The 25467-nt window shown below is 65.2% G+C and carries 22 protein-coding genes; 13 read left to right on the forward strand and 9 right to left on the reverse strand.

Features of this window, described 5'->3' with window-relative positions; all coding sequences use genetic code 11:
- Window position 1: 1 nt before the first annotated feature.
- Window positions 2-991 (reverse strand): IS481 family transposase, encoded by a 990-nt coding sequence (locus tag BR47_RS0126650; RefSeq protein WP_029119209.1) that lies wholly within the window; start codon window positions 989-991, stop codon window positions 2-4.
- 107 nt (window positions 992-1098) lie between these two features.
- Window positions 1099-1956 carry a helix-turn-helix transcriptional regulator gene (locus BR47_RS0126655; RefSeq protein WP_036427865.1) on the reverse strand — a complete coding sequence of 286 codons (858 nt, stop codon included), beginning with the start codon at window positions 1954-1956 and terminating at the stop codon, window positions 1099-1101.
- A gap of 207 nt (window positions 1957-2163) precedes the next feature.
- Between BR47_RS0126655 and BR47_RS0126660 the strand changes: the two genes are divergently transcribed.
- Complete coding sequence (locus BR47_RS0126660) at window positions 2164-3513, forward strand: hypothetical protein (protein WP_029121359.1); 1350 nt, start codon at window positions 2164-2166, stop codon at window positions 3511-3513.
- A gap of 102 nt (window positions 3514-3615) precedes the next feature.
- Here BR47_RS0126660 and BR47_RS31565 read toward each other — a convergent pair whose 3' ends face one another.
- The 3 genes from BR47_RS31565 to BR47_RS0126675 form a co-directional block, all read right to left on the reverse strand.
- Complete coding sequence (locus BR47_RS31565) at window positions 3616-4005, reverse strand: DUF6130 family protein (RefSeq protein WP_051635032.1); 390 nt, start codon at window positions 4003-4005, stop codon at window positions 3616-3618.
- A gap of 166 nt (window positions 4006-4171) precedes the next feature.
- Window positions 4172-4672, reverse strand: coding sequence for a DUF1097 domain-containing protein (locus tag BR47_RS31570; protein WP_036427868.1), 501 nt, complete (start codon window positions 4670-4672; stop codon window positions 4172-4174).
- 72 nt (window positions 4673-4744) lie between these two features.
- Entirely contained in the window at window positions 4745-5167 is a 423-nt protein-coding gene (locus BR47_RS0126675) for an organic hydroperoxide resistance protein (RefSeq protein WP_029121360.1), read from the reverse strand.
- Window positions 5168-5322: 155 nt separating this feature from the next.
- Here BR47_RS0126675 and BR47_RS0126680 point away from each other — a divergent pair, with 155 nt between their 5' ends.
- On the forward strand, window positions 5323-5787 hold the full coding sequence (locus tag BR47_RS0126680) for a MarR family winged helix-turn-helix transcriptional regulator (protein ID WP_029121361.1): 465 nt from the start codon (window positions 5323-5325) through the stop codon (window positions 5785-5787).
- Between the two features lie 141 nt (window positions 5788-5928).
- A complete protein-coding gene (locus BR47_RS0126685) occupies window positions 5929-6807 on the forward strand; it encodes a TIGR03620 family F420-dependent LLM class oxidoreductase (protein ID WP_020100865.1) in 879 nt (292 codons plus the stop codon).
- Window positions 6808-6821: 14 nt separating this feature from the next.
- Here BR47_RS0126685 and BR47_RS0126690 read toward each other — a convergent pair whose 3' ends face one another.
- Window positions 6822-7676 carry a LysR family transcriptional regulator gene (locus tag BR47_RS0126690; protein ID WP_029105088.1) on the reverse strand — a complete coding sequence of 285 codons (855 nt, stop codon included), beginning with the start codon at window positions 7674-7676 and terminating at the stop codon, window positions 6822-6824.
- A gap of 71 nt (window positions 7677-7747) precedes the next feature.
- On the opposite strand from BR47_RS0126690, the gene BR47_RS0126695 reads away from it, so the two are divergent.
- From BR47_RS0126695 to hchA, 3 genes are all read left to right on the forward strand, one after another.
- Window positions 7748-8752 carry a bile acid:sodium symporter family protein gene (locus BR47_RS0126695; RefSeq protein ID WP_029105087.1) on the forward strand — a complete coding sequence of 335 codons (1005 nt, stop codon included), beginning with the start codon at window positions 7748-7750 and terminating at the stop codon, window positions 8750-8752.
- Window positions 8753-8910: 158 nt separating this feature from the next.
- Complete coding sequence (locus tag BR47_RS0126700; RefSeq protein ID WP_020100862.1) at window positions 8911-9399, forward strand: MarR family winged helix-turn-helix transcriptional regulator; 489 nt, start codon at window positions 8911-8913, stop codon at window positions 9397-9399.
- Between the two features lie 117 nt (window positions 9400-9516).
- A complete protein-coding gene (gene hchA, locus BR47_RS0126705) occupies window positions 9517-10416 on the forward strand; it encodes a glyoxalase III HchA (protein ID WP_020100861.1) in 900 nt (299 codons plus the stop codon).
- Window positions 10417-10487: 71 nt separating this feature from the next.
- Here hchA and BR47_RS0126710 read toward each other — a convergent pair whose 3' ends face one another.
- The gene (locus tag BR47_RS0126710; protein WP_029105086.1) at window positions 10488-11300 is read right to left on the reverse strand and encodes an amidohydrolase family protein; all 813 of its coding nucleotides are present in this window, start codon (window positions 11298-11300) and stop codon (window positions 10488-10490) included.
- 37 nt (window positions 11301-11337) lie between these two features.
- On the opposite strand from BR47_RS0126710, the gene BR47_RS32325 reads away from it, so the two are divergent.
- A complete protein-coding gene (locus BR47_RS32325; protein ID WP_020100859.1) occupies window positions 11338-11787 on the forward strand; it encodes a MarR family winged helix-turn-helix transcriptional regulator in 450 nt (149 codons plus the stop codon).
- A 71-nt stretch (window positions 11788-11858) separates the two neighbouring features.
- Window positions 11859-18536, forward strand: a complete 6678-nt coding sequence (locus tag BR47_RS31580) for a BTAD domain-containing putative transcriptional regulator (protein WP_051635033.1) — start codon at window positions 11859-11861, stop codon at window positions 18534-18536.
- A 62-nt stretch (window positions 18537-18598) separates the two neighbouring features.
- Here BR47_RS31580 and BR47_RS0126725 read toward each other — a convergent pair whose 3' ends face one another.
- Window positions 18599-19186, reverse strand: a complete 588-nt coding sequence (locus BR47_RS0126725; protein ID WP_231387992.1) for a hypothetical protein — start codon at window positions 19184-19186, stop codon at window positions 18599-18601.
- Between the two features lie 21 nt (window positions 19187-19207).
- A complete protein-coding gene (locus tag BR47_RS0126730; protein WP_036427863.1) occupies window positions 19208-20269 on the reverse strand; it encodes a ferredoxin--NADP reductase in 1062 nt (353 codons plus the stop codon).
- Between the two features lie 155 nt (window positions 20270-20424).
- Between BR47_RS0126730 and hsaA the strand changes: the two genes are divergently transcribed.
- From hsaA to BR47_RS0126755, 5 genes are read left to right on the forward strand one after another with little or no spacing between them, the layout of a single operon-like run.
- Window positions 20425-21615, forward strand: coding sequence for a 3-hydroxy-9,10-secoandrosta-1,3,5(10)-triene-9,17-dione monooxygenase oxygenase subunit (gene hsaA, locus BR47_RS0126735; protein WP_029121364.1), 1191 nt, complete (start codon window positions 20425-20427; stop codon window positions 21613-21615).
- Window positions 21615-22481 carry a 4,5:9,10-diseco-3-hydroxy-5,9,17-trioxoandrosta-1(10),2-diene-4-oate hydrolase gene (gene hsaD, locus BR47_RS0126740; RefSeq protein ID WP_020100854.1) on the forward strand — a complete coding sequence of 289 codons (867 nt, stop codon included), beginning with the start codon at window positions 21615-21617 and terminating at the stop codon, window positions 22479-22481. The genes hsaA and hsaD overlap by 1 nt, the downstream gene beginning before the upstream one ends.
- A gap of 12 nt (window positions 22482-22493) precedes the next feature.
- A complete protein-coding gene (gene hsaC / locus BR47_RS0126745; protein WP_029121365.1) occupies window positions 22494-23396 on the forward strand; it encodes an iron-dependent extradiol dioxygenase HsaC in 903 nt (300 codons plus the stop codon).
- Between the two features lie 11 nt (window positions 23397-23407).
- Window positions 23408-23977 (forward strand): 3-hydroxy-9,10-secoandrosta-1,3,5(10)-triene-9,17-dione monooxygenase reductase subunit, encoded by a 570-nt coding sequence (hsaB, locus tag BR47_RS0126750; RefSeq protein WP_029121366.1) that lies wholly within the window; start codon window positions 23408-23410, stop codon window positions 23975-23977.
- 7 nt (window positions 23978-23984) lie between these two features.
- Window positions 23985-25331, forward strand: coding sequence for an MFS transporter (locus BR47_RS0126755; protein WP_029121367.1), 1347 nt, complete (start codon window positions 23985-23987; stop codon window positions 25329-25331).
- Window positions 25332-25467 lie beyond the last annotated feature (136 nt).

Below are 25467 nucleotides of genomic sequence, written 5' to 3' on the forward strand. Positions count from 1 at the left end.
GCTAGCTGTACTGACCTGAGAGGTTGGGTACGCGGGTAGCGGGTGGTTGACCGTTGAGTGCGGTGTGGCCGCGGTGGTGATTGTAGGTGTGTAGCCATTGGGGGTACTCGGCGCAGCGTTCGGCGTCGCTGGTGTAGAGGCGGGCGTAGGCCCATTCATCGGCCAAGGTGCGGTGGAATCTCTCTACCTTGCCGTTGGTCTGGGGCCGGTAGGGACGTGTTCGGCGGTGTTCGATGGCCCCGAGTGCGTCACGGAACGCGTGAGATCGATAGCAGGATCCGTTGTCGGTCAACACCTTCGATACCGTGAACCCGCATTGGTTAAACCATGCATTGGCCCGGGCCCAGAACGCCGATGCGGTCTCCTTGCGCTCGTCGGCAAGGAGCTCGGAGTAGGCCAGCCGTGAGTATGCATCGATTGCGGTGTGCAGGAAGTGATGGCCCTTGATCGGGTGACCGTGCTTGCTGATGCGGCCAGAACTCTTATCGGCGCGCGTGTTGTGGTTGCCTGCGGTTCTGCCCAGCATCCGCCATCCCCCGCCGGCAGGAATCTTGCCCAGCTTCTTTACGTCAACATGCACCAACTCGCCGGGTTGTGCGGCGTGAATTCTGCGGATCACCGTGCCGGTGGGTCGGTCGAGCCAACGCAGTCTGGCCACTCCGTAGCGGGTGAGTACCCGGTGCACGGTCGAGGGATGGATTCCTAGCAGATACCCGATTCGTGCTGGCCCCCAACGCCGGATGACCCGCACTTTGATGATCCGGCGCTCGGTACGAGTCGGTGTCTGGTTGGGGCTTCGCTGTGGACGTGAGCTGCGATCGACCATGCCGGCCGGGCCCTGCTCGCGGTAGCGGCCTGCCCAGCGTGCCGCTGTGGTGACCGCGACCTGGAATCGCTCGGCTGCGCGGCGCAGCGACCAGCCTTCATCGACGACACAACGGGCCAATCGCAGACGACCAGTTTCTGACAGCGGGGCATTACGGTGTGACACGAAGACCTCCGAGAGGGTTGGTGCGTTCCTAGACAGCTCGCACTTCACTCGGAGGTCTTCTTCATGTCACCACGCCACGCCGTACCTAACGTCCGTGGTCAGTACAGCTAGCGGCCCCTGCGGAAGTCCCTCGGGGTCAGGCCGACGCGCTGCCGGAATGTGGTGGCGAAGTGGTTGGGCGTCGAAAACCCCACCGCCGCACTGATTTCGGTGATCGACAACCGGGTCGACGACAGTAGCGTCTTGGCGCGGTCGATGCGGCGGTCGAGCAGGAACTGGTACGGCGTGGTGTGGAACGCACCGCGGAATGCCTTGATGAACGTCGCCACGGACATCTGGGCAAGGTGCGCAAGCGATTCCAGGTTGATGTCGGTTTCGAGGCTGGTCTCCAGGAATTCGACGATCGACTCGCGCGCCGACGGGGGCAGGGTGTCACGCTCGGATTCCGTGGCCGGTGGCGTCGTCGTGTAGGTGTCCCGGATCAGCAATCGCAGTGTCTCGCCGGCGGAGTCGAGCAGCAGCCGGGCGAGCGCGTCGTCGCGGCCCGCGACGCTGCGAATCTTGGTCACCAGCTGCAGGATCAGCGGATCGTGATGCTTGCGCCGCGGGACGTGCACCACCTCGCCGAGTGCGTTCTCGGGTATCGAGATTTCGCAGAAGCCCGAGATGTCTCCCGTGACGACCGAGGTGCAGCGCACGCCCGCCGGTACCACCCAGGTATCGCCGATGCGCGGCAGCGTGCGATCGGTCGGGCCCCAGTCCAGGTTGGTCTCCATGGATCGCAGTTCGCCATGTCGGTGGACGTAGATCAGATGGCGACTCGAATCGTGACAGCACCAGTCGGCGGGCTGCTCGATGCGCTCGGTGGCGAATCGCAGCGACATGCCGCGACTGTCGACGGACCTCTCGCCGACGACGATGCGTGGCTTCATGGGGCGGTCGTCATTCCATGGCTTGACGGCCATGCAGAACCTCCGAATGTCCAGCTTGACCACGATCATGCGCCCCGGAGCCCGGGGGCGTGGCGGCTTTCTCCGAACATCCTGTGAGGAATAGGCGATAGCGTCAATAGAAATTAGAACTTGTTGCAGATTTCGAATGTTTGTTTTCGGCTTGGTCACTACCGTCTGCGCGGCCAGAAGTGCTGACACCTCAGAGTCCAAGGAGAACGTATGGCATTCGAGATGCGCCGATATTCGACTGCGGGAATCGCCATGGCATCCGCCGGCGTCATCGCTCTCAGTCCGCTGACGATTCCGTCGCCGGACCTTCACCTACCGGCGCCGACGACCGTCGCATCGACCCGGACCGTGGACCTCACGGCGTTCGTCAACCCGCTCGCGGTGTGGGGTGACGTGCTGACGACGACCGTCACCGACATCGGGAACCTGGGCCAGGCGTTCGCTGCCGACCCGTTCCCCCTCGCGAAACAGGTGATCGCCAATCAGATCCGGTACGCGAACCAGATCCTGACGATCGGCCAGGGCATGGCCAAGGGTCTGATCAACTGGGCGAATACCGTCCCTGATTCCCTGCGGACCATGGCACAGCAGCTGGCTGCCGGCCAGGTCTCCGATGCGGTGATGTCGGGTTGGGGCATCTTCGTGAACGGCGTCGTCGGCGTCATGTTCCCGGTTCTGGGGCTCGACATCCCGCAGCAGGTCACACAGAACGTCGCCAACGTGGTCAAGGCGCTCACCCCGGTTATCGCCCAGGTGGGGTTTGCGGTGCTGAACACCATGTACCAAGCTACCGACGCCTTCGGTGACATCGCTCAGAACTTCTACAACGCCGCCAAGGTCGGGGATATCGTCACCGCCGCAAGCGAATTGATCAATGCTCCGGCAAACCTGACAGGGGCCGTGCTGAACGGGTGGGGCGAAGGCAGTAAGGGCGTGTACGGCATCTTCGGGTCGTTCGGGGTCGTCGCCGCGGTGATGCAGGGGTTCAAGACGATTGCCGATGCCATCAAGCCGCCGGCTCCGGAGGCTCCGGTGGCGGCGACCGTGGATGGCCCGGCCGCGGTGCCGGCCTCGGCCAGCAAGGCGCTGGCGTCGGAGACCACCGCTGCGGTGGACACGGGTGCGACAGTGAAGGAAGCTCCGGAGAAAGCCAAAGCGCCTGTGGCCAAGGCAGATCCGAAGACCGTAACCCCGGTCGCGACCGAGGCGGAGACTCCGAAGACGGAACAGGTGAAGGTTGCCGAGCCGGTGAAGACGGAGCCGGTGAAGGTGGAGGTGTCGACGCCCGCTGCCGACCCGGTGTCGGCCGAACCGGTCAAGGTCGAGGCCACGAAACCGGTTCACAACGACACCGCCACGTCCGAGGCGGGGACCAAGGCGGCAGGTGCAACCTCGTCTGACGCCGATTCGGCAGGCAAGTCGGACAAGTCGGACAAGCCGGCCGGGAAGGGGCAGAAGGCCGAGAAGGCACCGAAGGCGCAGAAGACGCCGAAGGCGCCGAAGGTCGCCAAGCAGCCGAAGAAGGCGTCGTCGACGCAGCAGTCAGCCAACGCGGGTTAGATGGGGGGACGAGATCGGCGAAATGGTTGCGAAAACCCTTCGGTCAGCGTCCATTTCGTCGATCTCGGCTTCTGCCGCATGCGGCACCAGCCGCGTCTCAGGTCAGGGGACCACGAAATCGGTGACCACGTGGTCGAGCGGATGGTGGTTGGCATCCGCGAGGATGATCTCCACCTTGTGCGGTCCGTGCGGCAGGCCGACCAGGATCACCGGTTCACCGCTTGCGTCCGCCCAGTGCCATGGAGCCCCGTCGACGACGACGTGGATGTGGCCGATGCGCGGAGTTACCTTGAGTGCCTCGGGGCCGAAAACCGGTTCGATGCGCAGGTTTTCGGCGCGGTATTGGATGAACACCTGCCCCTTCGCGAGGGCCTCGGGAACTGGCGGATCGACGATCAGTTTGGCTGGCGGCTGCGGCGCGGTCAGTGGCACCACTCCTGGAGGGCCGAGCACGTCCGCGGCGCTGGGTCCTCCGGCGGCGCGCGAAGTCATAGGGGGAGAAGAACTCTCGTGACTCGCGTGGTCCGAGCTCTCGACGGTCGTGCCACATGATGCGATGAGCCCCGCAGTGGCCGCGATGACCGCACAGCCAATGAGGCGCGGCAGCTTCGTCATTCGTTTCCCTTCTGAATTTTCTGACACCGGCGGATGCGGTGATTCACCGGGCGAGAAAGCGGCTCTGACAGTAGTCGGAAAGTGCTGCGCCGGTTGCTCCGACCGCTCCCGCCGTGCCGAGCACGATCACCGTTGCGACGGTCGGCGGGTGCCCCGAATAGAAGAAGCTGGTGATGCCGAGAAAGTATGCGGGCGGATAGTTGAACATGGGCAGCGCTCGCAGACACATGACGATGGCGACCAGGGCGAATATCGCAATGCCGGTGGCGGCCAGACCGAGTGATGGCTGCAGACGATTGATCACCAAGGTCGTTCCGGCGCCGAAGGCCAGGCCGACCACGTACGACGCCAGATTGGCATAGCGGTGACGCACGGTTTCGCCGGTGACGCCGTAGGCGACCCAGCCGAGAAACATCGCAGGAGCCGAGAGCATCGCCCAATTCGTACCGAACGTGACGACGGCCGCGACGCCGGCGACTATCAGCGTGATGGAGTGGAACGGGATCGCGGGCATTCTGGCCGTGCCGGTTGAGGTGATGCTCACGTGTGTCTCCTGGTGGTTGGTCAGTGCGGCTTCCATTGGTGGAGTTGATATTTCGATGAGCTGCCGAGTCGCTCAGGCGATACTGAGCACGACGTCGATGTTGCCTCGGGTGGCCTTGGAATACGGGCAGGTTTGATGTGCGGCCTCCACGATGGCCAGGGCCGTGTCCCGCTCGACGCCGGGCAGGCTGACGTTCAGGCGCGCCCGTAGGAAGTAGTCGCCGTCGATGTTGCAGAGGTCGACTTCGGCGTCAACAGCGGTATCGGCCGGCAGTTTGACGTTCGTCCTGCCGGCCGCGATGTGCATTGCGCCGATGAAGCATGCGGACCATCCCGCCGCGAACAGCTGCTCGGGATTGGTGCCGGCCCGATTGCTGCCCGGGGGATCGAGGCGGATATCGAGCCGTCCGTCGGAACTCTCGGCGTATCCGTCACGGCCGCCCGTGGTGTGGGTCTTACCGGTGTAGAGGACGGCGTCGTGGGTGCTGGTGCTCATGTGTGGCTCCTTGGGGACGAAGGTCGAAGATTGATCGCATCCGATTAACTCGGATGCGATGAGACTATCGCAGAGCGTCGAGATGTCAACCCATCCGATTGAATCGCATCCGATAGAATCGCTTCGGATGTCACTGAAAGCGTCAGGAGGAGTCGATGACTGTCGAGCGCCCAACTGAGGCCGCCGGTCCCCGGCTTGCCGACTTCATGTGCTTTGCGATCTACTCCGCGAATCTCGCCTACGGCAAGGCGTACAAGCCGATCCTCGACGAGCTCGGTGTCACATACACCCAGTACATCGCCATCGTCGCGCTCTGGGAGAACGATCATCAAACCGTCCGCAGCCTGGGCGAAAACCTGTTTCTGGAGTCGAACACGCTGACGCCGATCCTCAAGAAGCTCGAATCCCAGGGGTACGTGCGCCGCCGGCGCGATCCGTCCGACGAGCGTCAGGTCATCGTCAGCCTCACGGACGCGGGCCGGGCGCTGCGTGAGAAGGCCCTGCCGATGAACCTGGTGGCAGCGACCGGCTTGCCGTCCGAAGAGTTCGACAAGCTGCAAAAGGCTGTAGTCACTCTGCGCGACAACCTTCGCGAGCACGCGCAGACGCACTCACGGTGACCTCGAGGCGAGTCCCCAGTGGCGGCGGCGCGCCTGTCAGCGCTCGGATCTGCAGATTCGGCGACGTAAGGTAATGGACTCGTAAGTCCAGAAAATACACGCCAAGATGTCCAGGCGACCTCATCGAATCGAAAGGCTGACGTGGACATCGGACAATTCGGTTTGTGGCAGCCCGCCCACGTAACCACACCGGAAATGGCGGAAAAGATTGAGCAGCTTGGGTATTCAGCGGTGTGGCTCGGCGGCCCGGATGTAGATCTCAGCGGGATCGACGACCTTCTGGCGGCAACGCGACGCCTGGTCGTGGGCACCAGCATCTATAACGTCTACAACGGGGATGCGAAGCGGCTTGTCGAAGCGTATCGACGTATCGAACAGAAATTCCCGGATCGACTGCTGATCGGGATCGGCGTCGGGCATCCCGAGCAGACCGTCGGCTATGGCACGCCGATGGCGGCGATGCGGTCCTTCCTCGATGAGTTGGACGCCTGTTCGTTGCCCCGGGATCGGCGCGCCCTGGCCGCTCTCGGGCCGAAGATGATGCAGCTCGCGCATGATCGTGCCGGTGGCGCGGTGCCCTATCTGGTGACGGCGGAGCATACTCGTCGGGCCCGTGCGGCACTCGGTCCCCGGAAATTCCTTGCACCCGAACACAAGGTGGTCCTCGACACCGACGCAGCCCATGCCCGCGACCTGGCGCGGCCTCGCATCAAGCATCCGTACCTGGGTCTGGTGAACTATCGGAACAACCTGCGTAGGTTGGGTTTTGCCGACGAGGACCTTGCCGCGAACGGCAGTGACCGTCTGATCGACGCTCTGGCGCTGCACGGTACACCGGCCGAGATTGTTCGTGGCCTGCGAGCGCACCTGGATGCGGGTGCTGACCACGTGCAGATTCAGGTCATTGGCGAGCAGTCAACCCCGTATGACGCCATGCCGGATGTGCTGCTTCAGGTGTATGACGACGCGATATTTCGGACTTACGAAACACTTGCCGACGCACTCGAAATCCTGCCCTGACCGCGTCGAGTCTGCTAGCGCCGCATGCGGTGCGCGCCGGCGACGATGGCGTCGTGCAGCGCGATCTCGGCGTCGGATGGCGTGCTCCGCCGGTGCAGCAGGACGAATTCCAGGTGGCCGAGGTTCGGTAGCCGGCTGTCGGTGATCGGTTGAAGTCCCTGTGGCAGAACCGATTCGGAGTGCGCGATGATGCCGAGCCCGGCGAGTGCCGCGGCCTGCAGGCCGAGCAGGCTGTCGCTGACGCACGCGACGCGCCAACTGCGGCGCTCGCGTTCCAGTTCGCGTAGTGCGATGTGCCGGGTCAGGCTCGGCGGCGGGTACGTCACGATCGGCACCGGGTCGGTGATGTCGGTCGGCCCGGGGCGGCCGGCCCACACGAGGCGATCGCGCCACAGCAGTTCGCCGTGTTGTTCGCCGGGCAGTCGTTTGGCCACCATGAGGTCCAATTCGCCTGCCGCCATGCGGGTTTTCAGGTTCTCGCTCAGGCCCACGACCAGTTCCAGGTCGACGCCGGGGTAGGACCGCCGGAACTCGACCAGCACATCCGAGAGCATGCGGCCGACCAGATCGTCCGAGGCGCCCAGCCGGATGAGGCCCGTGGGTTGGGATTCGGAGAAGTAGCGGTCGGCCTTGGTCTGCGCGTCCAAGATGTCGTGCGCGAACCCCACCATCGCGGCGCCGTCGGCGGTGAGGGCCAGGTTACGGGTGTCGCGCCGGAACAGCTCGCGGCCGACGGCCTGCTCCAGACGGGCGATGTGCCCGCTCACCGTCGACTGGCGCAGGCCCAGCAGGCGGCCGGCCGCGGTGAATCCGCCGGCGCGATCTACCGCGAGGAAGGTGCGCAGCAGTTCGGGGTCCAACATATTGATCACAATATCCGTTCAGAGATATCGGATATATCGCCTGGCGCTATGAGTTGCGGCGGCAGTACGTTTTTCCGGTGAACCTGCTCGCCAAGCTCCGCATCGACGGCTTCCTGCTCGGGCTGTTCGCCGCGATGGCCATCGGCGTGCTGCTTCCCGCCCGCGGCGACGCCGGCCAGGCGGTCGAGACGGCGACAAAAGTCGCGATCGCGGTGTTGTTCCTGCTGTACGGCACCCGCCTGGAGCCGCGCGAGGCGCTCGAAGGGCTGAAGCACTGGCGGCTGCACACCACGGTGCTGGCGGCGACCTTTGTGCTGTTCCCGTTGCTCGGGCTGGCGATGAAGGTGCTCGTGCCGTCGGTTCTGACCGACGATCTCTACGTCGGCATGCTGTATCTGTGCCTGCTGCCGTCCACGGTGCAGTCATCCATCGCGTTCACTTCGATCGCCCGCGGCAACGTCGCGGCGGCCGTCGTCAGTGCATCGGCGTCGAACCTGCTGGGCATCTTCCTCACCCCGTTGTTGGTGACCCTGCTGATGCAGACCACCGGCGCCGCCACGGTGTCGGTGCACTCGGTCCTCGAGATCGTCGTGCAGCTGTTGCTGCCGTTCGTCGCCGGCCAGCTGTTGCGGTCCAGGCTGCACCGCGTGCTGGCGCACACCACGCTCACCAAGGTCGTCGACCGCGGTTCGGTCTACCTCGTCGTCTATGCGGCGTTCAGTGCCGGTATGGCCGAACACATCTGGACGGGAATGAAGGTCACCAACGTGCTCGCGGTGATCGCGGTCAGCGTGGTGCTGCTCGCCGTGGTGCTCGGCATCACCGCCGGGGTGGCGCGGCTGCTGAAGTTCGATCGCGCCGACCGCATCGTGATCGTCTTCTGCGGATCGAAGAAGAGCCTCGCCACCGGATTGCCGATGGCCACTGTGCTGTTCGCCGGACATCCGATCGGCCTGATCGTGTTGCCGCTCATGATCTTCCACCAGATTCAGCTCATCACCTGCGCGATGCTGGCCGGGCGGTGGGGGCGGCAGGCCGACGCCGAGGCGGCGGAAGAAGAGCTCGCGGCCGCGCAGCGCTGATACCAGCAGCGGCACGCTCGGGTGTGCCGCGCGAGTGAATAACCTCCTGGGAACCGATAGCTGTCGCCGGATAAAAAACAGTATGTTCTACAACTGATTTGCATCACCACTCATTATTGGGTTATGGTCGTTCTACCGGGGCCTCTAATGTCGAGGCCATGGCTTCAACGGAAGATGCGGTAAACGGCGAGGAGGCCGATTGCGATCTGGGTTGGTCGGCGGCGATGCTGATGCGCCATTACCGGGCGCAGGTTCAGCCGCGTGTTGCCGACCTGCCCCGCGGCGAGCGTGGGTACCAGGTGCTCTACACCGTGATCTGCAAGAGCTTGCCCAATCAATTGCAGATGGCGGAGTACCTGGGCATCGACCGTACGGTTCTGCCGTACGTCATCGATGATTTGGTGAAGGCCGGACTGGTCGAACGGCAGCCGGACCCGGCGGACCGTCGGGCCAGGAAGGTCGTCGCCACTGCGCGCGGAGTCGAAACGTTCCAGCGGTTACGGGACGAGGTCGGCCCGGCAGAACAAGCCGTGCTATCGGCGTTGGATCCTGAGGAGCAGTCGCTGTTCAGGTCGCTGTTGTCGCGGGTGGCCCGCCAGGCGCGCGACGAGACCAGCGTACGCGCCATTTCCAGCGAAGACGTTTGAGATTAGAGGCGACCCGGTACCGAGAGGTCGGCGGTTGAGAAATAGCCGCCGCACCTGAAACTGGGGCCGGCACCGGTCCCAGGATCCGCGATACCGCAAAGGAAACGGGTACACGACATGCCGCACAATCCAGCTGATCTCAGCAAGGACCCCACGCCAGATCCGGTCGAGGACAACGCATTTCTGCCCTCGCCGTATTCGTTGAGTCAATACACCCAGTCGAAGACGGACTTCGACGGCGTGAAGCATGAAAACGCCTACACCGGGGGCAGGTGGAAGGTGCTCATGATCGCCACCGAGGAACGCTATGTGCTGTGCGAGAACGACAAGATGTTCTCCACCGGCAATCATCCGGTCGAGATGCTCCTTCCTCTGCATCACATCATGGCGGCCGGCTTCGATGTCGACGTCGCCACGGTCGCCGGGTACCCGGCGAAACTCGAATTGTGGGCAATGCCGGGCGAAGATGAGGCGGTCCTGCGGACCTACGAAGCGCTCAAGCCGAAGCTCAAGCAACCGAAGAAGCTCGCCGACGTCGTCGCCAACGAGCTGGGCGCGGACTCGGATTACATCGCGGTCTTCATTCCCGGCGGGCATGGGGCCGTTGTCGGCCTGCCGGCCGCCGAGGCGGTCGCACAAACGCTGGAATGGGCGTTGGCCAATGACAAGTTCATCGTCACCCTGTGTCACGGCCCGGCCGCATTGTTGTCCGTCGGGCAGGGCGGCAAGGTCTCGCCGTTCAAGGGCTATTCGGTCTGTGTGTTCCCCGATGCGCTCGATGAGGGTCCCAATCTCGAGATCGGTTACCTGCCAGGGCATTTGCGGTGGCTGGTCGCCGACCTGCTCGCCAAGCAGGGGCTGACCATCGTGAATGAGGATATGACGGGCAAGGTCCACCAGGACCGCAAGCTGCTCACCGGTGACAGCCCGTTGGCATCGAACAATCTCGGCATCTTGGCAGCAGATGCGTTGGTGGGCGCTGTCCGGTCGCTCGATGGAACCGACGCGAAGTCCTGACGCGAGGCATTTGATCTGCGGCAGCGGGTGATTCGTTGCCGCAGATCATCTCGCCCGCCTCGGCCGAACTGTCACACCCCGAAAACCCGCGCCGCGTTCCCGCCGAGGTAGAGGTCGCGCGCCTCGGCGTCGAGGCATAGATCGTCCAGTCGCTCCAGACACCGCTCGGCCGACAACATCGGCCAGTTGGTCCCGAAAAGCACTCGGCTGCGGCCGGATCCGCGCATGTAGTCCACGAGCGCCGCGGGTAGACGATGCGTGGCGTAGGCCGAGGTGTCGATGTAGAAGTTCGGAAACTTCTTGGCCAGGAACAGGACTTCGTCGATCCACGGTGCGCCGACGTGGCCCCCGATGACCACGAGTTCCGGGAACTCGAGCAGGACCGTCTCCAGGTAGGGGATCGGCCGGCCGGGCTCGGACGGACAGAGTGGGCCGGTATGCCCGATCTGTGTGCAGAACGGGATGCCGAGTTCGACGCAGGCCTGCAACAGTGGATAGTAGCGGCGGTCGTTGGGTGGCAGGTTCCACAGCCAGGGGACCACGCGCAGCGCAACCATGCCCAGATCGGTTACCGCCCGGCGTAATTCGCGGACGGCGTCGACCGGTCGGGTGAGGTCCACGGAGGCGACGCCGGCGAACCGGTCGGGATGCGCGCGCACGTGCGCCGCCGTCTCGTCGTTGTCGATCAATGCGCCATGCGGCCCGAACCACGCGCACAGCAACGACTTCTCGACGCCGGCGTCATCCATCGCCTTCAGTGTGACGTCGATGGGCAGGGCCGGCAGGTCTTCTTGGCGGGTCCAGCGCAGCAGCGGCCGCAGCCATGGCTGACGCATGAACAACTCGTTCGGCTGCTGGGACCACGCGTCGATTACTCGTGTCATGCCTCAATTACTTCACTAGTGAAGTAATAATGCAAGGGTGGTTTCGAAACACAGGTCACCGGCAGGCAAGCGGCGGGCGTACTTCCAGCTGCAGACCGTCGCGCAGCGGCTGCGCACCACGGCCGACCGGCTGTTCGCCGAGGAAGCCGGCATCACAACGGCACAGGCCGCCGCGCTCATGCTCATCGAGAACCACGCCGGGTGTCGACAGTCGCTCATCGCGGCACAACTCGGCCAGCGGGAATCGGCGGTCACGGCCATGGTCGGCCGGCTGGAGACCGCAGGGTTCATCGAACGCCGGGCCAGTCAGAGCGACGGCCGGGCCTGGGAGTTGTGGCCGACCGAATCCGGCACCGACGCGCTCCGGCGACTGGAGGCCGCGCTGGCGACCGTCAACGGTTACATCGACGAGGCCATCGGGGTCGACGAGGTCGACGGCGTCGTCGATGCACTGCAGCGGCTGAGTGATCTGCTCGACGATCGATAAGCCTTGACCAAACCTTGACTCCGCGTTGAATCGCCGCACCGACGATGACGGATGTGATTACGCTTCAAGCCGTGGAGCTGGGGGTTTTGGGACCTCTGCAGGTCCGGCGGGACGGTACGCCCGTCACGATCCCGGGCGCCAAGCCGCGCGCGATCCTCACGATGCTCGGGCTGCACTGCGGCTCCGTCGTGTCGGCTGACGCATTCTTCGAGTTGCTCTGGGGAGACGAGTCCCCGCGTACCGCCGCGAAGGCCCTGCAGACCCACATCTCGGCCCTGCGCCGCGTACTGGGCGTCGGATTGATCCTGACGGAGGGCGCAGGGTGGACGCTGGCCGAGTCGGAAGTCGACGCCGCCCGGTACAAATCGGCCGCCCGATCGGCCCGCGACGCCGTGGCCACTGGCGACATCGTCGAGGCCGTCGTCCGTTTCGACGAGGCGGTCGCCCTTTGGCGTGGCATCCCCGAACTGCCCGACGGCCGACGCGGCACATCGGAAAAGACGCGATGGATCGAGAGCCACGCCGCATTGGTGGAGGATCGGGCCGATGCACTGCTGGCCGCGGGCCGCGTCGCCGAGATCATCGGCGAGCTCGAGGCCGCTGTCGCTGAGGCGCCGTTGCGTGAAAGGCGTTGGGGACAGCTGATGCTCGCGCTCTACCGCGCAGGCCGGCAGGGCGAAGCCCTCGGTGCCTACCGGCGGGCGCGGGCCCTGCTTGCCGATGAGCTCGGAGTGGACCCCGGACCAGGCCTGCGCCGACTCGAAGCGGCGATCGTCGCGCAAGACGGCTCACTGGAAGTGCCTGCGGTGCAGCATGTTCCGTCGGTCACGCGGGCGGTCACCTTTCTGTTGACGGACATCGAGGGGTCGACGGCCGCCTGGGAGACCGATGCCGACGCCATGGCGGTGGCGCTGGCCAGGCACGACGAGCTGGTCGGGCAGATCGTCACCTCGCACGGCGGGCGGCTGATCAAGACCCGCGGCGAGGGCGACGCCACGTTCTCGGTTTTCGATCGCCCATCGGCGGCTGCCGCGGCCGCCATCGAGTTGCAGCAGGCCATGGCCGCCGAGGGCTGGGCGCTGGTCGATCCGATGCGGATCCGGGTGGCGCTGCACACCGGGGAGGCGGAGCTTCGCGATGGCGACTACTTCGGCCGGGCGGTGAATCGGGCGGCCCGGTTGCGGTCGATCGCCGAGGGCGGCCAAATCCTGTGTTCCGGAGCGACGGCCGAGTTGGTGATCGATTCGCTGTCCGATGATGTGGCCTTGGCCGATCTGGGAATGCGACAGCTCAAGAACCTGGCTCGCCCCGAGCACGTCTTCGAGCTCCGTCGCGACGTCACCGATGGCACGCCCGAACCGCCGACCACCGAGACCTCGATCGAGCGCCCGGCGCTACCTGCGGTGCTGACCGGTTCCGGTCCGTTCGTCGGGCGCGGCGTCGAACTGGAGCGGTTGTTCACGGCGTGGCAGACCGCACTCGCCGGGACCGCGAACTCGGTGCTGATCGCCGGCGAACCCGGGGTCGGCAAGACCCGCCTGGCCGGGGAGTGGTCACGCCAGGCGTATGACCAAGGCGCCCTTGTCATCTACGGCCGCTGCGATGAGGACCTCGGCGCGCCGTACCAGCCGTTCGCCGAAGCCCTGCGCGCGCTGGTGCCGTGTCTCGGGGCCGACCGGCTACGGGGGCTGCGTGGCGTGGAAGCGCTGCTGGCATTGGTGCCTGGTCTGGCCGACGTGTTGCCCGATGTGGCGGCGCCGACCCGTGCCGACCCGGACACCGAGCGCTACGCGCTGTTCGACGCTGTCGTCGCGGTGATGGGTGTGGCCTCGGCGAGTACGCCGGTGGTGCTCATCCTTGACGACCTGCACTGGGCGGCCAAGCCCACGCTGCTGCTGTTGCGGCATCTCCTGCGGTTCGGCGACCACGCCCGCGTGCAGATTGTCGGGACGTATCGCAGTACCGACCTGGACCGGTCTCACCCGCTGGCGGCAATGCTCGCCGACCTCAACAGGGACGGGACGGCCAGTCGCCTGTCGCTGAGTGGTCTCGATGTGAACGAGGTGACGGCGTACGTCGCCGAGACCGGCTACGACGATGAAGAACTGGCTCGGGCGTTGGCCTCGGTAACCGGCGGCAATCCGTTCTTCCTCATCGAGGCACTACGGCATGTCGAGGAGAGCGGCGGCCATTGGGATCCGAGTACCTTGCCACAGGGCGTCCGTGAAGCGGTGAGCCGCCGGCTGTCCCGCCTGCCCGCGGAGACCAACAAAGCGCTTGCCGCGGCCGCCGTCATCGGGAGTCGGTTTCACGTGAATCTTGTCGAGAAGGTTGTCGGAGACGACCTGATCGATGCGTTCGACGAGGCGTGCCACGCCGGCATCGTGATCGAGGAGCCAGGCGGTTGTTACCGGTTCAACCACGCCATCGTCCGGCAGTCGTTGCTTGCCGAACTGCCGTCGGTGCGGCGTATGCGGTTGCACCAGCGCATCGCCGTCACCCTGGAGGACCAGCCTGGCGCGGACGACGAACTGCTCGGCGAACTGGCGCACCACTACTTCGAATGTGCGTGGGCGGGCAACGCCGTCAAGGCCATTGAATACTGCCGTCTGGCGGCGGACCAGGCGATGACCCGGCTCGCGTATGAGGGTGCCGCCGACCTGTACGACCGTGCCCTGCACGCCCTGGAAGAACTCGACGACGAAGTGGCGGACCGGGACGACCAGGTTGCCGACCTGTTGATCGCTCGCTGCGAGGCTCTGCTGGCGGCGGGGGACGTGGCGTCGGCCGCCAGCGTGGTGCCCCAATTGCATTCGGCTACAGTCGATTCCCCGCGCCGGGCGGCCTGGGCGACGTGTTTCGACGGTCAGCTGTCCATGCTGACGCACCCCGAGCGATTGGACGAGATTGAATCGGCGTTGTACGGGGCGGCCCGAAAGCTGGGTGAACTGAACGACGCCGCCGGAGAAGCCAAGGCGCACACCGTCCGTGCCGCGTGCCTGGCCCGACTTGGCCGGATCGGCGACAGCGAGGTGGCACTTGACGAGGCGCTGACCGCGGCCCGTCGTTCAGGTGATCACCGCCGGGTCAACGCGGTCCTGGCGGGTGCGCCGCTGGCCGCGCTGTGGGGGCCCAACCCCGTCCCGCGGGCCGGTGGACGGTGTCTGGATGTGATTCGGTTGCTGCGCATCACGACCGAATCGCCCGCGGTCGAGGCCACCTCGATGCGGTGTCAGGCAGTGCTCGAGGCGTTCCGTGGGCGGAGCGCTGCAGCACGGCGCATGATCGACTCTGCCCGCCGCACCGCTAACGGACTGGGGCTGCGTCATGCGGGCCTAGAGGTCGAGCACCATGCCGGTATCGTCGAGCTGGTCAGTGGCGATCCGGTTGCTGCCGAGCCATTTCTGCGTAAGGCCTACAACGGATTTCGGCGTCTGCGGCTGGACCTCGACATCGCCGAGACGGCTGCCCTGCTGGGCCGCACCTGCCTGATGCTCGGCCGAGTTGTCGAGGCTGACGAACTATGCACGGAGAGCGAGCGGCGTGCCGGCCACGCATTCAAATCGTCGATCGCCTGGCGGACCCTGCGGGCGCAGCTGCTGTCGCGCTGCGGGGAGCACGCCGAGGCTCGGAAAACGGCCGAGGCCGCTGTCGCGCTCGCCCAACGCACCGACGCATTGGTGGATCACGGTGATGCGTGCGATTGCCTGGCAGGGGTTCTGAAGGCTGCCGGTGATACCGCGGGGGCGCGCGCGGCAGCTGAACGGGCGGCAGGTCTGTACGAGCGCAAAGGTGCTGCGGTGCTTGCCGAAAGAGCACGCGGGCTCCTTGACGACCCTGGCCGCCCGAGTGCTCCGGCCGAACCTGAACCGCCCACTGTCGGGGTGCGCACGGCAGCGGTCCTCCTGAGCGAACGCGTGATGGCCGCTCACGACCGTGCGGACTGGGACGAATTCGAGAGGCTGGTCGCCCCCGACGCGTCTGTTGAGAGCCGGCGAAAACTTGTCGGTTTCAAGCGCGGTGACTTCACCCTGCCTGAGGTGACACGCCAGACGCGGCGCGATCTCGAGTCAGGGGCCATGCGGGTGGCCCACGATGTCATCGCTGTGCGTGGTGAATGTCTGGCGCTCGCGCGCGTGCGGGCGGGCACCGCCGACGTGAGCGCTGGGGCGCCGCAAGACGAGTTTCTTCAGGTCTACGGTGTCGACTCCGAGGGTCGGGTCATATTCCAGGTGTGGTTCGACCCGGAGGACATGGACGCCGCGATTGCCGAACTCGACGCCCGGTACGCCCGGCGTGAGGGGTACCGACCCGGCATTGTGCAGGGGAACGCTGCGACCAAAGCGGACGATCGACTGATCCTGCTATTCGGTGACGGTCGCCTGGACGAGATTGATGCGCTGTTCACCGAGGACACCCTGCTCAATGACAGACGGCGTGGTGTTCAACGCGAGTTCAAGGGGCGCTCGACTGCGGTCGAGAACATCTGTTCCATCGCAGCTTTCGATGTCACTGTCACGAAGACGACGCTCGCCCTGCGCGGTGATCGTCTTTGCCTCAGCCACATGCGATTCGAAGAACGTCGCACCGGGCCTGCGGCGTTCTGCGTCGAAACACTGGAGATCACCGAAGTCGACGGCGACGGATTGATAGTGGCGAAGATAACCTTCGACCTCGAGGATGTCGACGCTGCAACCGCTGAACTCGATGCCCGCTATGTTGCCGGTGAAGGGGCTGCGCACGCGCACTCTTGGTCGACAGTTCTCCGTGCGTACGACGCGCTCAATCGGCACGAATTACCCGACACGACAGTCGATATGGTGAGTATCGACAACAGGCTGATCGCGTCATTCGTCCCGGGCGGCATCAAGGAGTACACCGTCCTCGCCTGGGAACAGGTGCCGGACATCAGTTTCCGCATCGAGTCGGTACACCAGCTGGCTGACGATGGGGCGGTCATCACCCACGCGTTGAGCGGCACATCCCGCGATGGCTTCGAGGCCGAGTGGCGCGAAATCCACCTCATGACGATCGATGGTGAACTGTTCAACCGGAGCGAGATGTTCGATGAGGGCAACCTCGCCGGCGCACTGGCGCGCTTCGCGGAATTACATGTGCAGACAAGACCTTTGGAGAACACGGCCAGCCACGTCTATGCGCGCTACTTCAGCTCGTACGGGGCCCGCGACTGGGCGGCGATGGCCGAAATGTGTGCAGAGAACGTGGTACTCGACGATCGTCGCGCGCTGATCGGTACCGGGGTGCTTCGAGGACGCGAAGCCACCACGGGCAACATGCGGGCGATCGCCGAATTCGCGGTGACACTGTCGACGTCGCGCATCATCGCTACCCGTGGCGAGCGGCTCGCGCTGATCTTGGCTCGCTTCGCGAGCACCATGGACGAAGCCGAGCCGTTCTATGCCAACATGCTGATCGTCGCCGAAATCGATGTTGCCGAACGGATTGCGGCCTTTGTGACCTTCGATCCTGAAGAGGTCCACGCCGCCTTCGCGGAACTTGAGGCTCGTTTCCTGGCCGGTGACGCTGGCGCTCATGCCGCGGTCTGGTCGGTGATCGAGCAGGCCAACGGCGCTTTCAATCGACACGAATTACCCACGTCCACACCGGATGCGGTACACATCGACCGGCGATCTCTGGTGTCGACAGAGGCGGTGGAAATGGCAGCATCTGTCGGTGCGGTGTTCGATGTCGTATCCGATGCCCGCGCTTCCATTGACGCGGTGTACCGACTGAACGGACTCGGCGCGGTGGTGACCCAAACCCTGAAAGGGACTTCGGCAGAGGGCTTTTGCGCCGAATGGCGGATGGTCTGCATCTACCTGACCGCCGGTGAGTTGATCAGCCGCGCCGAGATCTTCGATGAGACGGACCTAGAAGCCGCCCTCGCACGCTTCGACGAGTTGAGCCGGCCAACACCGCGACTGGAGAACGCGGCGAGCCGGGCCAATGGACGCTTCATCGCCTACTTCGCCGCCCGCGACTGGGACGGCATTGTGTCGGTGCTGAGCGAAGAGCACTGCGGCGACGATTGGCGGCGCGTGGTCGGGGCCGGACTCCGCCGCGGCCGGGATGCCGATATCGAGAACTTGCGCGTGATCGCCGATCTCGGGGGGAGCCTGACGGCCGAGGTCATGGCGATTCGCGGTGAACGCCTGGTTCTCAGTCGTAACCGGTTTTCGGGCAGTGACCGGTCGCAAGAGATCATCGTCGAGACGTTGACCGTCGTCGAGATCAATATGAGCGGCCTTATTACCGCAGTCGTTTCGTTCGACATCGACGACCTCGACGCCGCGTTCCAAGAACTCGAGGCTCGTTACCTCGTGGGTGAAGCCGCTGCCCATGCGCAGATCTGGTCGACGATTGCCGACTCTGTCGCCGGATTCAATCGGCACGAACTTCCCACGACGACGCCGGATCCGGCCTACATCGATCGGCGATCGCTCGTCTCGATGGAGGCAGTTGGGCTCGCTGCGTCCCTTCATTCGGTTCTGGAAATGATCCCGGACGTCAGAATCTGCATCGAGGCGGTGCATCGACTGAGTGGTTGCGGAGCCGTCGTCACTGTGGCTGTGGAAGGAACCTCGCCAGAGGGCCTTTCCGCCGAATGGCGAGTCATCGACGTTCTCGCGACCGAAGGCAACTTGATCAGTCGTGGAGAAATCTACGATGAGACGAACCTCGACGCCGCGCTCGCACGCTTGGACCAACTCACTGACGGTCGAGCGTGAATTCGATGGCGACACATCAGCCCGAAAGTTCGCGATCTACTTCACTTTCGGCGATGCGGCGCTCAGTTGTAGTGCGTCGTCGCGCAGGCCGTCGGCGTCGTGAGGTTCACGCCGGGGTAGGTGACCTGAATGTCGGCGCAGGCGATGAAATTCGCCTCGGTGTTCGGCTTGCCGGTGCGCACGTCGAGCGTCAGTGAGGTGCCGTCGACGGCGAACTCCTCGAACGTGCCGCCACCGTTGAACGTGACCGAGACCAGAGCGCTGTTCTGCGACTTGAGCTGTCGCGAGTTCACGGGGCCGTTCCAGGAACCGCGGTTGATCGGCGGGGCTCCGGTCGGCGCGCTGTACGAGACGTCTTGGTACACATTGCGGTTCGAGCTGCGCAGCGTGATGTTCTCGCGCGCCCAGGTGTTCGGCGGCAGCGGAACCGGATTGCCCCCGACCACCAGGTTGGCGGCGGTGTTGAAGGTGCACGCACCACCCGAGCACTGTGCCGTCACGTGAATCTGAATCTTCGTGGCGTCGTCGACCGGCACGAAGGCGTCGGCCGAATTGACTGCGGCAGCAGCCGTCGCGGGGGACATCAGCGCGGTCGCGGTCAGCACAGCGGCCGCGGTTGCTGCAGTAAGCCCGTGCACAGTCACTTTCACGTTCAAGAACGTATCCCTTCGCTACTCGTCGTAGGTGACTTCGACGGAATCCGTCTTGGGCACCGCCTGGCAACCGAGGATGAGGCCCTCTTCGAGGTCGGACGGCTCCAACACGTCGTTGATCGCCATGTCGACGTCGCCCTTCTTCATCAGCACCGCACACGCCCCGCAGTGCCCCTCGCGGCAGGAGAACGGTGCGTCCAGTCCCTTGTCGAGCAGCACGTCGAGCAGTACAGCCTTGCGCGGCCACTGCAGCTCGTGCGTCTCGCCGTCGAGCGTGACGATTGCGGTGGCCGGGCCCTCATCGCTGTCATCTTCGGCGAGCACGACGGCGGCGAACGGGTCGGAGTCCAGTGACTGGAACACCTCGAGGTGCACATTGCTCTTGTCGGCGCCGGACTTGAGCAGCGCCTCTTCGGCGGCGGCCATGAACGGGGCCGGGCCGCAGATGAACGTCTCGCGCGTGGTGTAGGGCGCCAGCTGTGTGGCCAGGATGGTCGGGTTGGGCAGGCCCTGCACCGACTCGAGCCAGTGCACGACGGACAGCCGGTCCGGGTACAGCGACGTCAGTTCGCGCAGCGCCTTGCTGAAGATCACCGACTTCTCGTCGCGGTTGGCGTAGAACAGCGTCACCTTGCCGGTGCCCTCGGACAGCGCGGACTTGAGGATCGACAGCATCGGCGTGATGCCGCTGCCGCCGGCCAGCAGCAGGAAGTCGGTGTCGAGGTTCTTGGGGACGAACGTGCCGGACGGGGCCAGCACGTGCATCCGCATGCCGACATGTGCGTTGTCGCACAGCCAGTTCGACGCGTAGCCGTCCGCGGTGCGCTTGACCGCGACGGTCAGTGCCTCGTTGGCATGCGGCGAGCTGCACAGGGAGTAGCAGCGGGCGACCGATCCGGTGCGGGTGCTCGGGACGCGCAGGGTCAGGAACTGACCGGGGGAGTACTTCAGTCGCTCTGGCGGGATGTCGCTGCCTTTGGGCGTCTCGAACACCAAGACGCGTGCGTCGTTGGTCTCGGCGACGACGTCGGCCACCACAAGTTCCAGTACGTGGCTGCCCAGCGGCTCGTCCACAACCATCACCCTTCGTTCGAACCGGCCTGACGGCCAGTAACTAGAACAGGTTACAAAAGTGCAGTTATGCGGGTCTACCTGCTGTAGTACCGCCATGCTCGACACAAATCGTAACGTGTTCTAATCTTCTGTCTAGACGACCACTCCCCGGGAGGCAATCCGTGACGTCAATTGAACAACTCGACGTGCAGGCCGTGCTGGCTGGCATCGACGACCTGCTGCCGGTGCTGCGCGAACGCGCACAGCTGACCGAGGACCTGCGCCAGGTGCCGCAGGAGTCTATCGACAGTCTGAACGAGATCGGCTTCTTCAAACTGCTGCAGCCCGCCCAGTGGGACGGCCTCGAGGCTGACCCCACCGTGTTCTACGAGGCGGTCCGCCGCATCGCCAGCGCCTGCGGTTCCACCGGCTGGGTCGCGTCGATCATCGGCGTGCACAACTGGCACCTGGCGCTGTTCGATCAGCAGGCCCAGGAAGACGTCTGGGGTGACGACTCGACCGTCCGCATCTCCTCGTCCTACGCCCCGATGGGTGCGGGCGTGGTGACCGAGACCGGCGACGGCTACATCGTCAACGGCGCCTGGAACTGGTCCTCCGGCTCGGAGCACGCCACGTGGGCGTTCCTCGGTGGCCCGGTCATCAAGGACGGTCGTCCGGTCGACTTCGGCAGCTTCCTGATCCCGCGCACCGAATACACCATCGACGACGTCTGGAACGTGGTCGGCCTGCGGGGCACCGGCAGCAACACCATCGTCGTCAAGGACGTGTTCGTGCCGCGGCACCGCTTCCTGTCCTACAAGTCGATGAACGACGGCACCGCCGGCGGCTACCAGACCAACACCGCCCCGGTCTACAAGATGCCGTGGGGCACCGTGCACCCCACCACCATCTCCGCCCCCATCGTCGGCATGGCCTACGGCGCCTACGCCGCGCACGTCGAACACCAGGGCAAGCGCGTCCGCGCCGCGTTCGCCGGCGAGAAGTCCAAGGACGACCCCTTCGCCAAGGTCCGCATCGCCGAAGCCGCCAGCGACATCGACGCCGCCTGGCGTCAGCTCATCGGCAACGTCGCCGACGAGTACGCCCTGCTGGTCGCCGGCAAGGAGATCCCGTTCGAGCTGCGGGCCCGCGCCCGCCGCGACCAGGTGCGCGCCACCGGCCGCGCCATCGCGTCCGTCGACCGGCTCTTCGAGGCCGCCGGCGCCACCGCGCTGGCCAACGGCACCCCGCTGCAGCGCTTCTGGCGCGACGCCCACGCCGGCCGTGTGCACGCCGCCAACGAGCCCGAGCGCGCCTACCTGATCTTCGGTAACAACGAGTTCGGTCTGCCCCCGGCCGACACAATGGTCTGATGACCGCCGCGGTATCCGAGGTCACTTTCGAGTCCACCTCGCGGTATGCGCAGGTAAGTGATGATTTGCGCCTGCACTACCACGAGGCCGGCGACCCGGCCGCCGAGACGATCGTGCTGCTGCACGGCGGCGGCCCGGGTGCGTCGAGCTGGTCGAACTTCTCGAAGAACATCGCGGTGCTGGCCGAGCGGTTCCATGTGCTGGCCGTCGACCAGCCGGGCTACGGATATTCGGACAAGCCCACCGACCACGTGCAGTACCACCGCCACAGCGCCACCGCGCTGCTGGCGCTGTTCGACCACCTCGGTATCGAACGGGCTGCGCTGGTGGGCAATTCGCTAGGCGGTGGGACGGCGGTCCGGTTCGCGCTGGATCATCCCGAGCGGGCCGGCCGGCTGGTGCTGATGGGCCCGGGCGGGTTGAGCGTCAACCTCTTCGCGCCCGACCCCACCGAGGGCGTCAAGCTGCTCGGCAAGTTCGCCTACGCACCGACGCGCGAGACCCTCGAGGCGTTCGTGCGGATCATGGTCTTCGATCAGAGCCTGGTCACCCCGGAGCTGATCGACGAGCGGTTCGCCATCGCCAGCACACCCGAGTCGCTCGCCGCGCTGCGCGCGATGGTCAAGTCCTTCGCGGGGCCTGACTACGAGCTCGGCATGATGTGGCGCGAAGTGCACAAGCTTCGGCAGCGGGTGCTGCTGATCTGGGGCCGTGAGGATCGCGTCAACCCGCTCGACGGCGCGTTGGTCGCGCTCAAACAGATTCCGCGGGTCCAGCTGCACGTGTTCGGTCAGTGCGGCCACTGGGCACAACTAGAGAAGTTCGACGAGTTCAACAAGCTGACCCTCGACTTTCTGGGCAGCTAGAGGAGACATGGCATGACGACGATCAAGGCCCTTGGCTACATGCGCATCGAGGCCACCGATGTGGCGGCCTGGCGCGAGTTCGGGCTCAAGGTGCTCGGCATGATGGAGGGCGAGGGCACCAACCCGGATGCCCTCTACCTGCGGATGGACGACGTCGCGGCGCGTCTGGTGATCGTGCCGGGCGAGAAGGATCGGCTGCTGGCCTCGGGCTGGGAGGTCGCCGGCGCGCCTGCCCTCGAGCAGCTGAAGGAAACCCTCAGCGCCCACGGCGTCCCGTTCAAGGAAGGGACCAAGGAAGAACTGCTCGACCGCAAGGTCGAGGGCATGATCAGCTTCCAGGACCCGGCCGACAACACCCTCGAGGTCTACTACGGCATCCAGTACCTGGGTCGTCGCTTCGTCAGCCCCTACGGACACAAGTTCGTCACCGCCGAGCAGGGCCTCGGTCACGTCGTGCTCACCTGCAATGACGACGCCGCGGCGCAGGCGTTCTACCAGGATGTGCTGGGCTTCCGGCTGCGCGACTCGATGCGGCTGCCCCCGCAGATCGCGGGCCGCCCGGCCGACGGCGACCCGGTGTGGCTGCGGTTCTACGGCTGCAACCCGCGCCACCACGCGCTGGCGTTCATGCCCATGCCCAACCCGACGGGCATCGTGCACCTGATGGTCGAGGTGGAGAACTCCGACGACGTCGGCCTGTGCCTGGACCGCGCCAACCGCAAGAAGGTCAAGATGTCGGCCACGCTGGGCCGGCACATCAACGACAAGATGCTGTCCTTCTACATGAAGACGCCGGGTGGCTTCGACATGGAATTCGGTTGCGAGGGACTCGAAGTCGAGGACGAGAGCTGGATCGCCCGCGAGAGCGTCGGCATCAGCCTCTGGGGTCACGACTTCAGCGTCGGGTTCAAGTAGGCTCGCGCGGCATGACTCAGACCCCGCAGATCGACCCCCGCACATTCCGAAATGTGCTCGGGCAGTTCTGTACCGGCATCACCGTCATCACCACCGTGAATGGCGGTGTGCCGGTCGGTTTCGCCTGCCAGTCGTTCGCTGCTCTGTCGCTGGACCCGCCGCTGGTGCTGTTCTGCCCGACGAAGCAATCGCGGGCCTGGAAGGCCATCGAGGCCAGTGGCAAGTTCTGCGTCAACATGCTGCACGAGAACCAGCAGCACGTCTCGGCGCAGTTCGGCTCCCGGGCCGAAGACAAGTTCGCCGGGATCGATTGGAGCCCTTCAGAATTGGGCTCGCCAGTGCTCGACGGCACGCTCGCCCACATCGACTGCACGGTGCACTCCGTGCACGACGGCGGCGACCACTTCGTGGTGTTCGGCGCGGTGCAGTCGATGTCCGAGCCCCAGGCCATCAAGCCGCGTCCGCTGCTGTTCTACCGCGGCGAGTACACGGGCATCGAGCCGGACAAGAACACCCCGGCGCAATGGCGCGACGATCTGGATGCGTTTCTCACCACGACGACCGAGGACACCTGGCTATAGTCGCGCAATGAGCGCGCCGATCCGGTCCGGATTGCGTCGGGTCGTCCTGGCTTCCATGGCCGGCACCGTCGTCGAGTGGTACGAGTTCTTCCTGTATGGCACCGCTGCCACCATCGTGTTCAGCAAGGTGTTCTTCGGGCAGAGCGGCAGCGATCTCGATGCCATCTTCGCGGCCTTCGTCACCTACGCGGTGGGCTTCGTCGCGCGACCACTCGGTGGCGTGGTGTTCGGTCACTTCGGCGACAAGTTCGGTCGCAAGACCCTGCTGCAGTTCTCGCTGCTGCTGGTCGGTTCGGCCACGTTTCTCATGGGCTGCCTACCGACGTACGGCCAGATCGGTTACTGGGCGCCGGCGCTGTTGGTGGTGCTGCGGTTCATCCAGGGGTTCGCGGTCGGCGGCGAGTGGGGCGGCGCGGTGCTGCTGGTCGCCGAGCACAGTCCAGCACAGAGCCGCGGTTTCTGGTCCAGCTGGCCGCAGGCCGGGGTGCCGGTCGGCAACATCCTGGCCACCGTCGTCCTGCTGACGCTGACGGGAACGCTGCCGGAATCGGAGTTCCTGTCCTGGGGCTGGCGGGTGGCGTTCTGGTTGTCGGCGGTCGTGGTGCTGGTCGGCTACTACATTCGCACCAAGGTCACCGATGCGCCGATTTTCGTTGCGGCACAAGAAGAAGCCGAGCGGGTCAAGGCGTCGTCGATGAGCGTCGTCGAGGTGCTCCGGTACTACCCGGGCAAGGTGCTGACCGCCATGGGTCTGCGGTTCGCCGAGAACATCATGTACTACCTGGTGGTCACGTTCTCGATCACCTATCTGAAAGTGCATGCGGGCGTGGGTACTTCACTGATCCTGTGGTACCTGCTGGTGGCCCACGCCGCGCACCTGGTGGCAATCCCGTTGGTGGGCAGGCTCTCCGATCGCATCGGCCGGCGCCCCGTCTACCTGATCGGGACGCTGCTGACCGCGGCCTGGGGCTTCGTCGCGTTCCCGATGATGGACAGCAAGCACTACTTCGTCATCATGGCGGCGATCACCGCGGGCCTGGTCGCGCATGCGTTCATGTACGCGCCGCAGCCGGCGTTGATGTCCGAGATGTTCCCGACGCGGATGCGCTATTCCGGTGTCTCCCTTGGCTATCAGGTGACGGCGATCTTCGCCGGGTCACTCGCGCCGATCATCGCGGTCCGGCTGCTGAAGGACTACCACTCGTCGGTGCCGATCGCGCTGTACCTGGCCGGCGCGTGCGTGGTGACGCTGGTGGCGCTGGCGTTCGCACGCGAGACCAAGGGCATCGACCTGGCCGACGTGGATCGCGCGGATAGTGAGCGTGTGGTTGCCGCCGGAGTGCCCCGTCCGTGATGGTCGCGCCACGAATGTGCATACAGATAGTGAAATTTGCGGGCGTATTCAAGGGATCGATGCAACACCCGTCTGATTGAGGAGTGTTGTGGGTTCCAATCTGGTGTTGCGGGCACGGATGCGGACGTTTTGGGTT

This window comes from Mycobacterium sp. UNC410CL29Cvi84 (genome assembly GCF_000686745.1).
Classification (GTDB): Bacteria; Actinomycetota; Actinomycetes; order Mycobacteriales; family Mycobacteriaceae; genus Mycobacterium; species Mycobacterium mucogenicum_B.

What these genes read in the sequence shown, in the direction of transcription:
- BR47_RS0126655 (WP_036427865.1), bottom strand. Translation starts at nt 1,956, where the DNA reads ATGGCCGTCAAGCCATGGAATGACGACCGCCCCATGAAGCCACGCATC.
- BR47_RS0126660 (WP_029121359.1), top strand. Translation starts at nt 2,164, where the DNA reads ATGGCATTCGAGATGCGCCGATATTCGACTGCGGGAATCGCCATGGCA.
- BR47_RS31565 (WP_051635032.1), bottom strand. Translation starts at nt 4,005, where the DNA reads ATGACTTCGCGCGCCGCCGGAGGACCCAGCGCCGCGGACGTGCTCGGC.
- BR47_RS0126675 (WP_029121360.1), bottom strand. Translation starts at nt 5,167, where the DNA reads ATGAGCACCAGCACCCACGACGCCGTCCTCTACACCGGTAAGACCCAC.
- BR47_RS0126680 (WP_029121361.1), top strand. Translation starts at nt 5,323, where the DNA reads ATGACTGTCGAGCGCCCAACTGAGGCCGCCGGTCCCCGGCTTGCCGAC.
- BR47_RS0126700 (WP_020100862.1), top strand. Translation starts at nt 8,911, where the DNA reads ATGGCTTCAACGGAAGATGCGGTAAACGGCGAGGAGGCCGATTGCGAT.
- hchA (WP_020100861.1), top strand. Translation starts at nt 9,517, where the DNA reads ATGCCGCACAATCCAGCTGATCTCAGCAAGGACCCCACGCCAGATCCG.
- BR47_RS0126710 (WP_029105086.1), bottom strand. Translation starts at nt 11,300, where the DNA reads ATGACACGAGTAATCGACGCGTGGTCCCAGCAGCCGAACGAGTTGTTC.
- BR47_RS0126730 (WP_036427863.1), bottom strand. Translation starts at nt 20,269, where the DNA reads ATGGTTGTGGACGAGCCGCTGGGCAGCCACGTACTGGAACTTGTGGTG.
- hsaD (WP_020100854.1), top strand. Translation starts at nt 21,615, where the DNA reads ATGACCGCCGCGGTATCCGAGGTCACTTTCGAGTCCACCTCGCGGTAT.
- hsaC (WP_029121365.1), top strand. Translation starts at nt 22,494, where the DNA reads ATGACGACGATCAAGGCCCTTGGCTACATGCGCATCGAGGCCACCGAT.
- hsaB (WP_029121366.1), top strand. Translation starts at nt 23,408, where the DNA reads ATGACTCAGACCCCGCAGATCGACCCCCGCACATTCCGAAATGTGCTC.
- BR47_RS0126755 (WP_029121367.1), top strand. Translation starts at nt 23,985, where the DNA reads ATGAGCGCGCCGATCCGGTCCGGATTGCGTCGGGTCGTCCTGGCTTCC.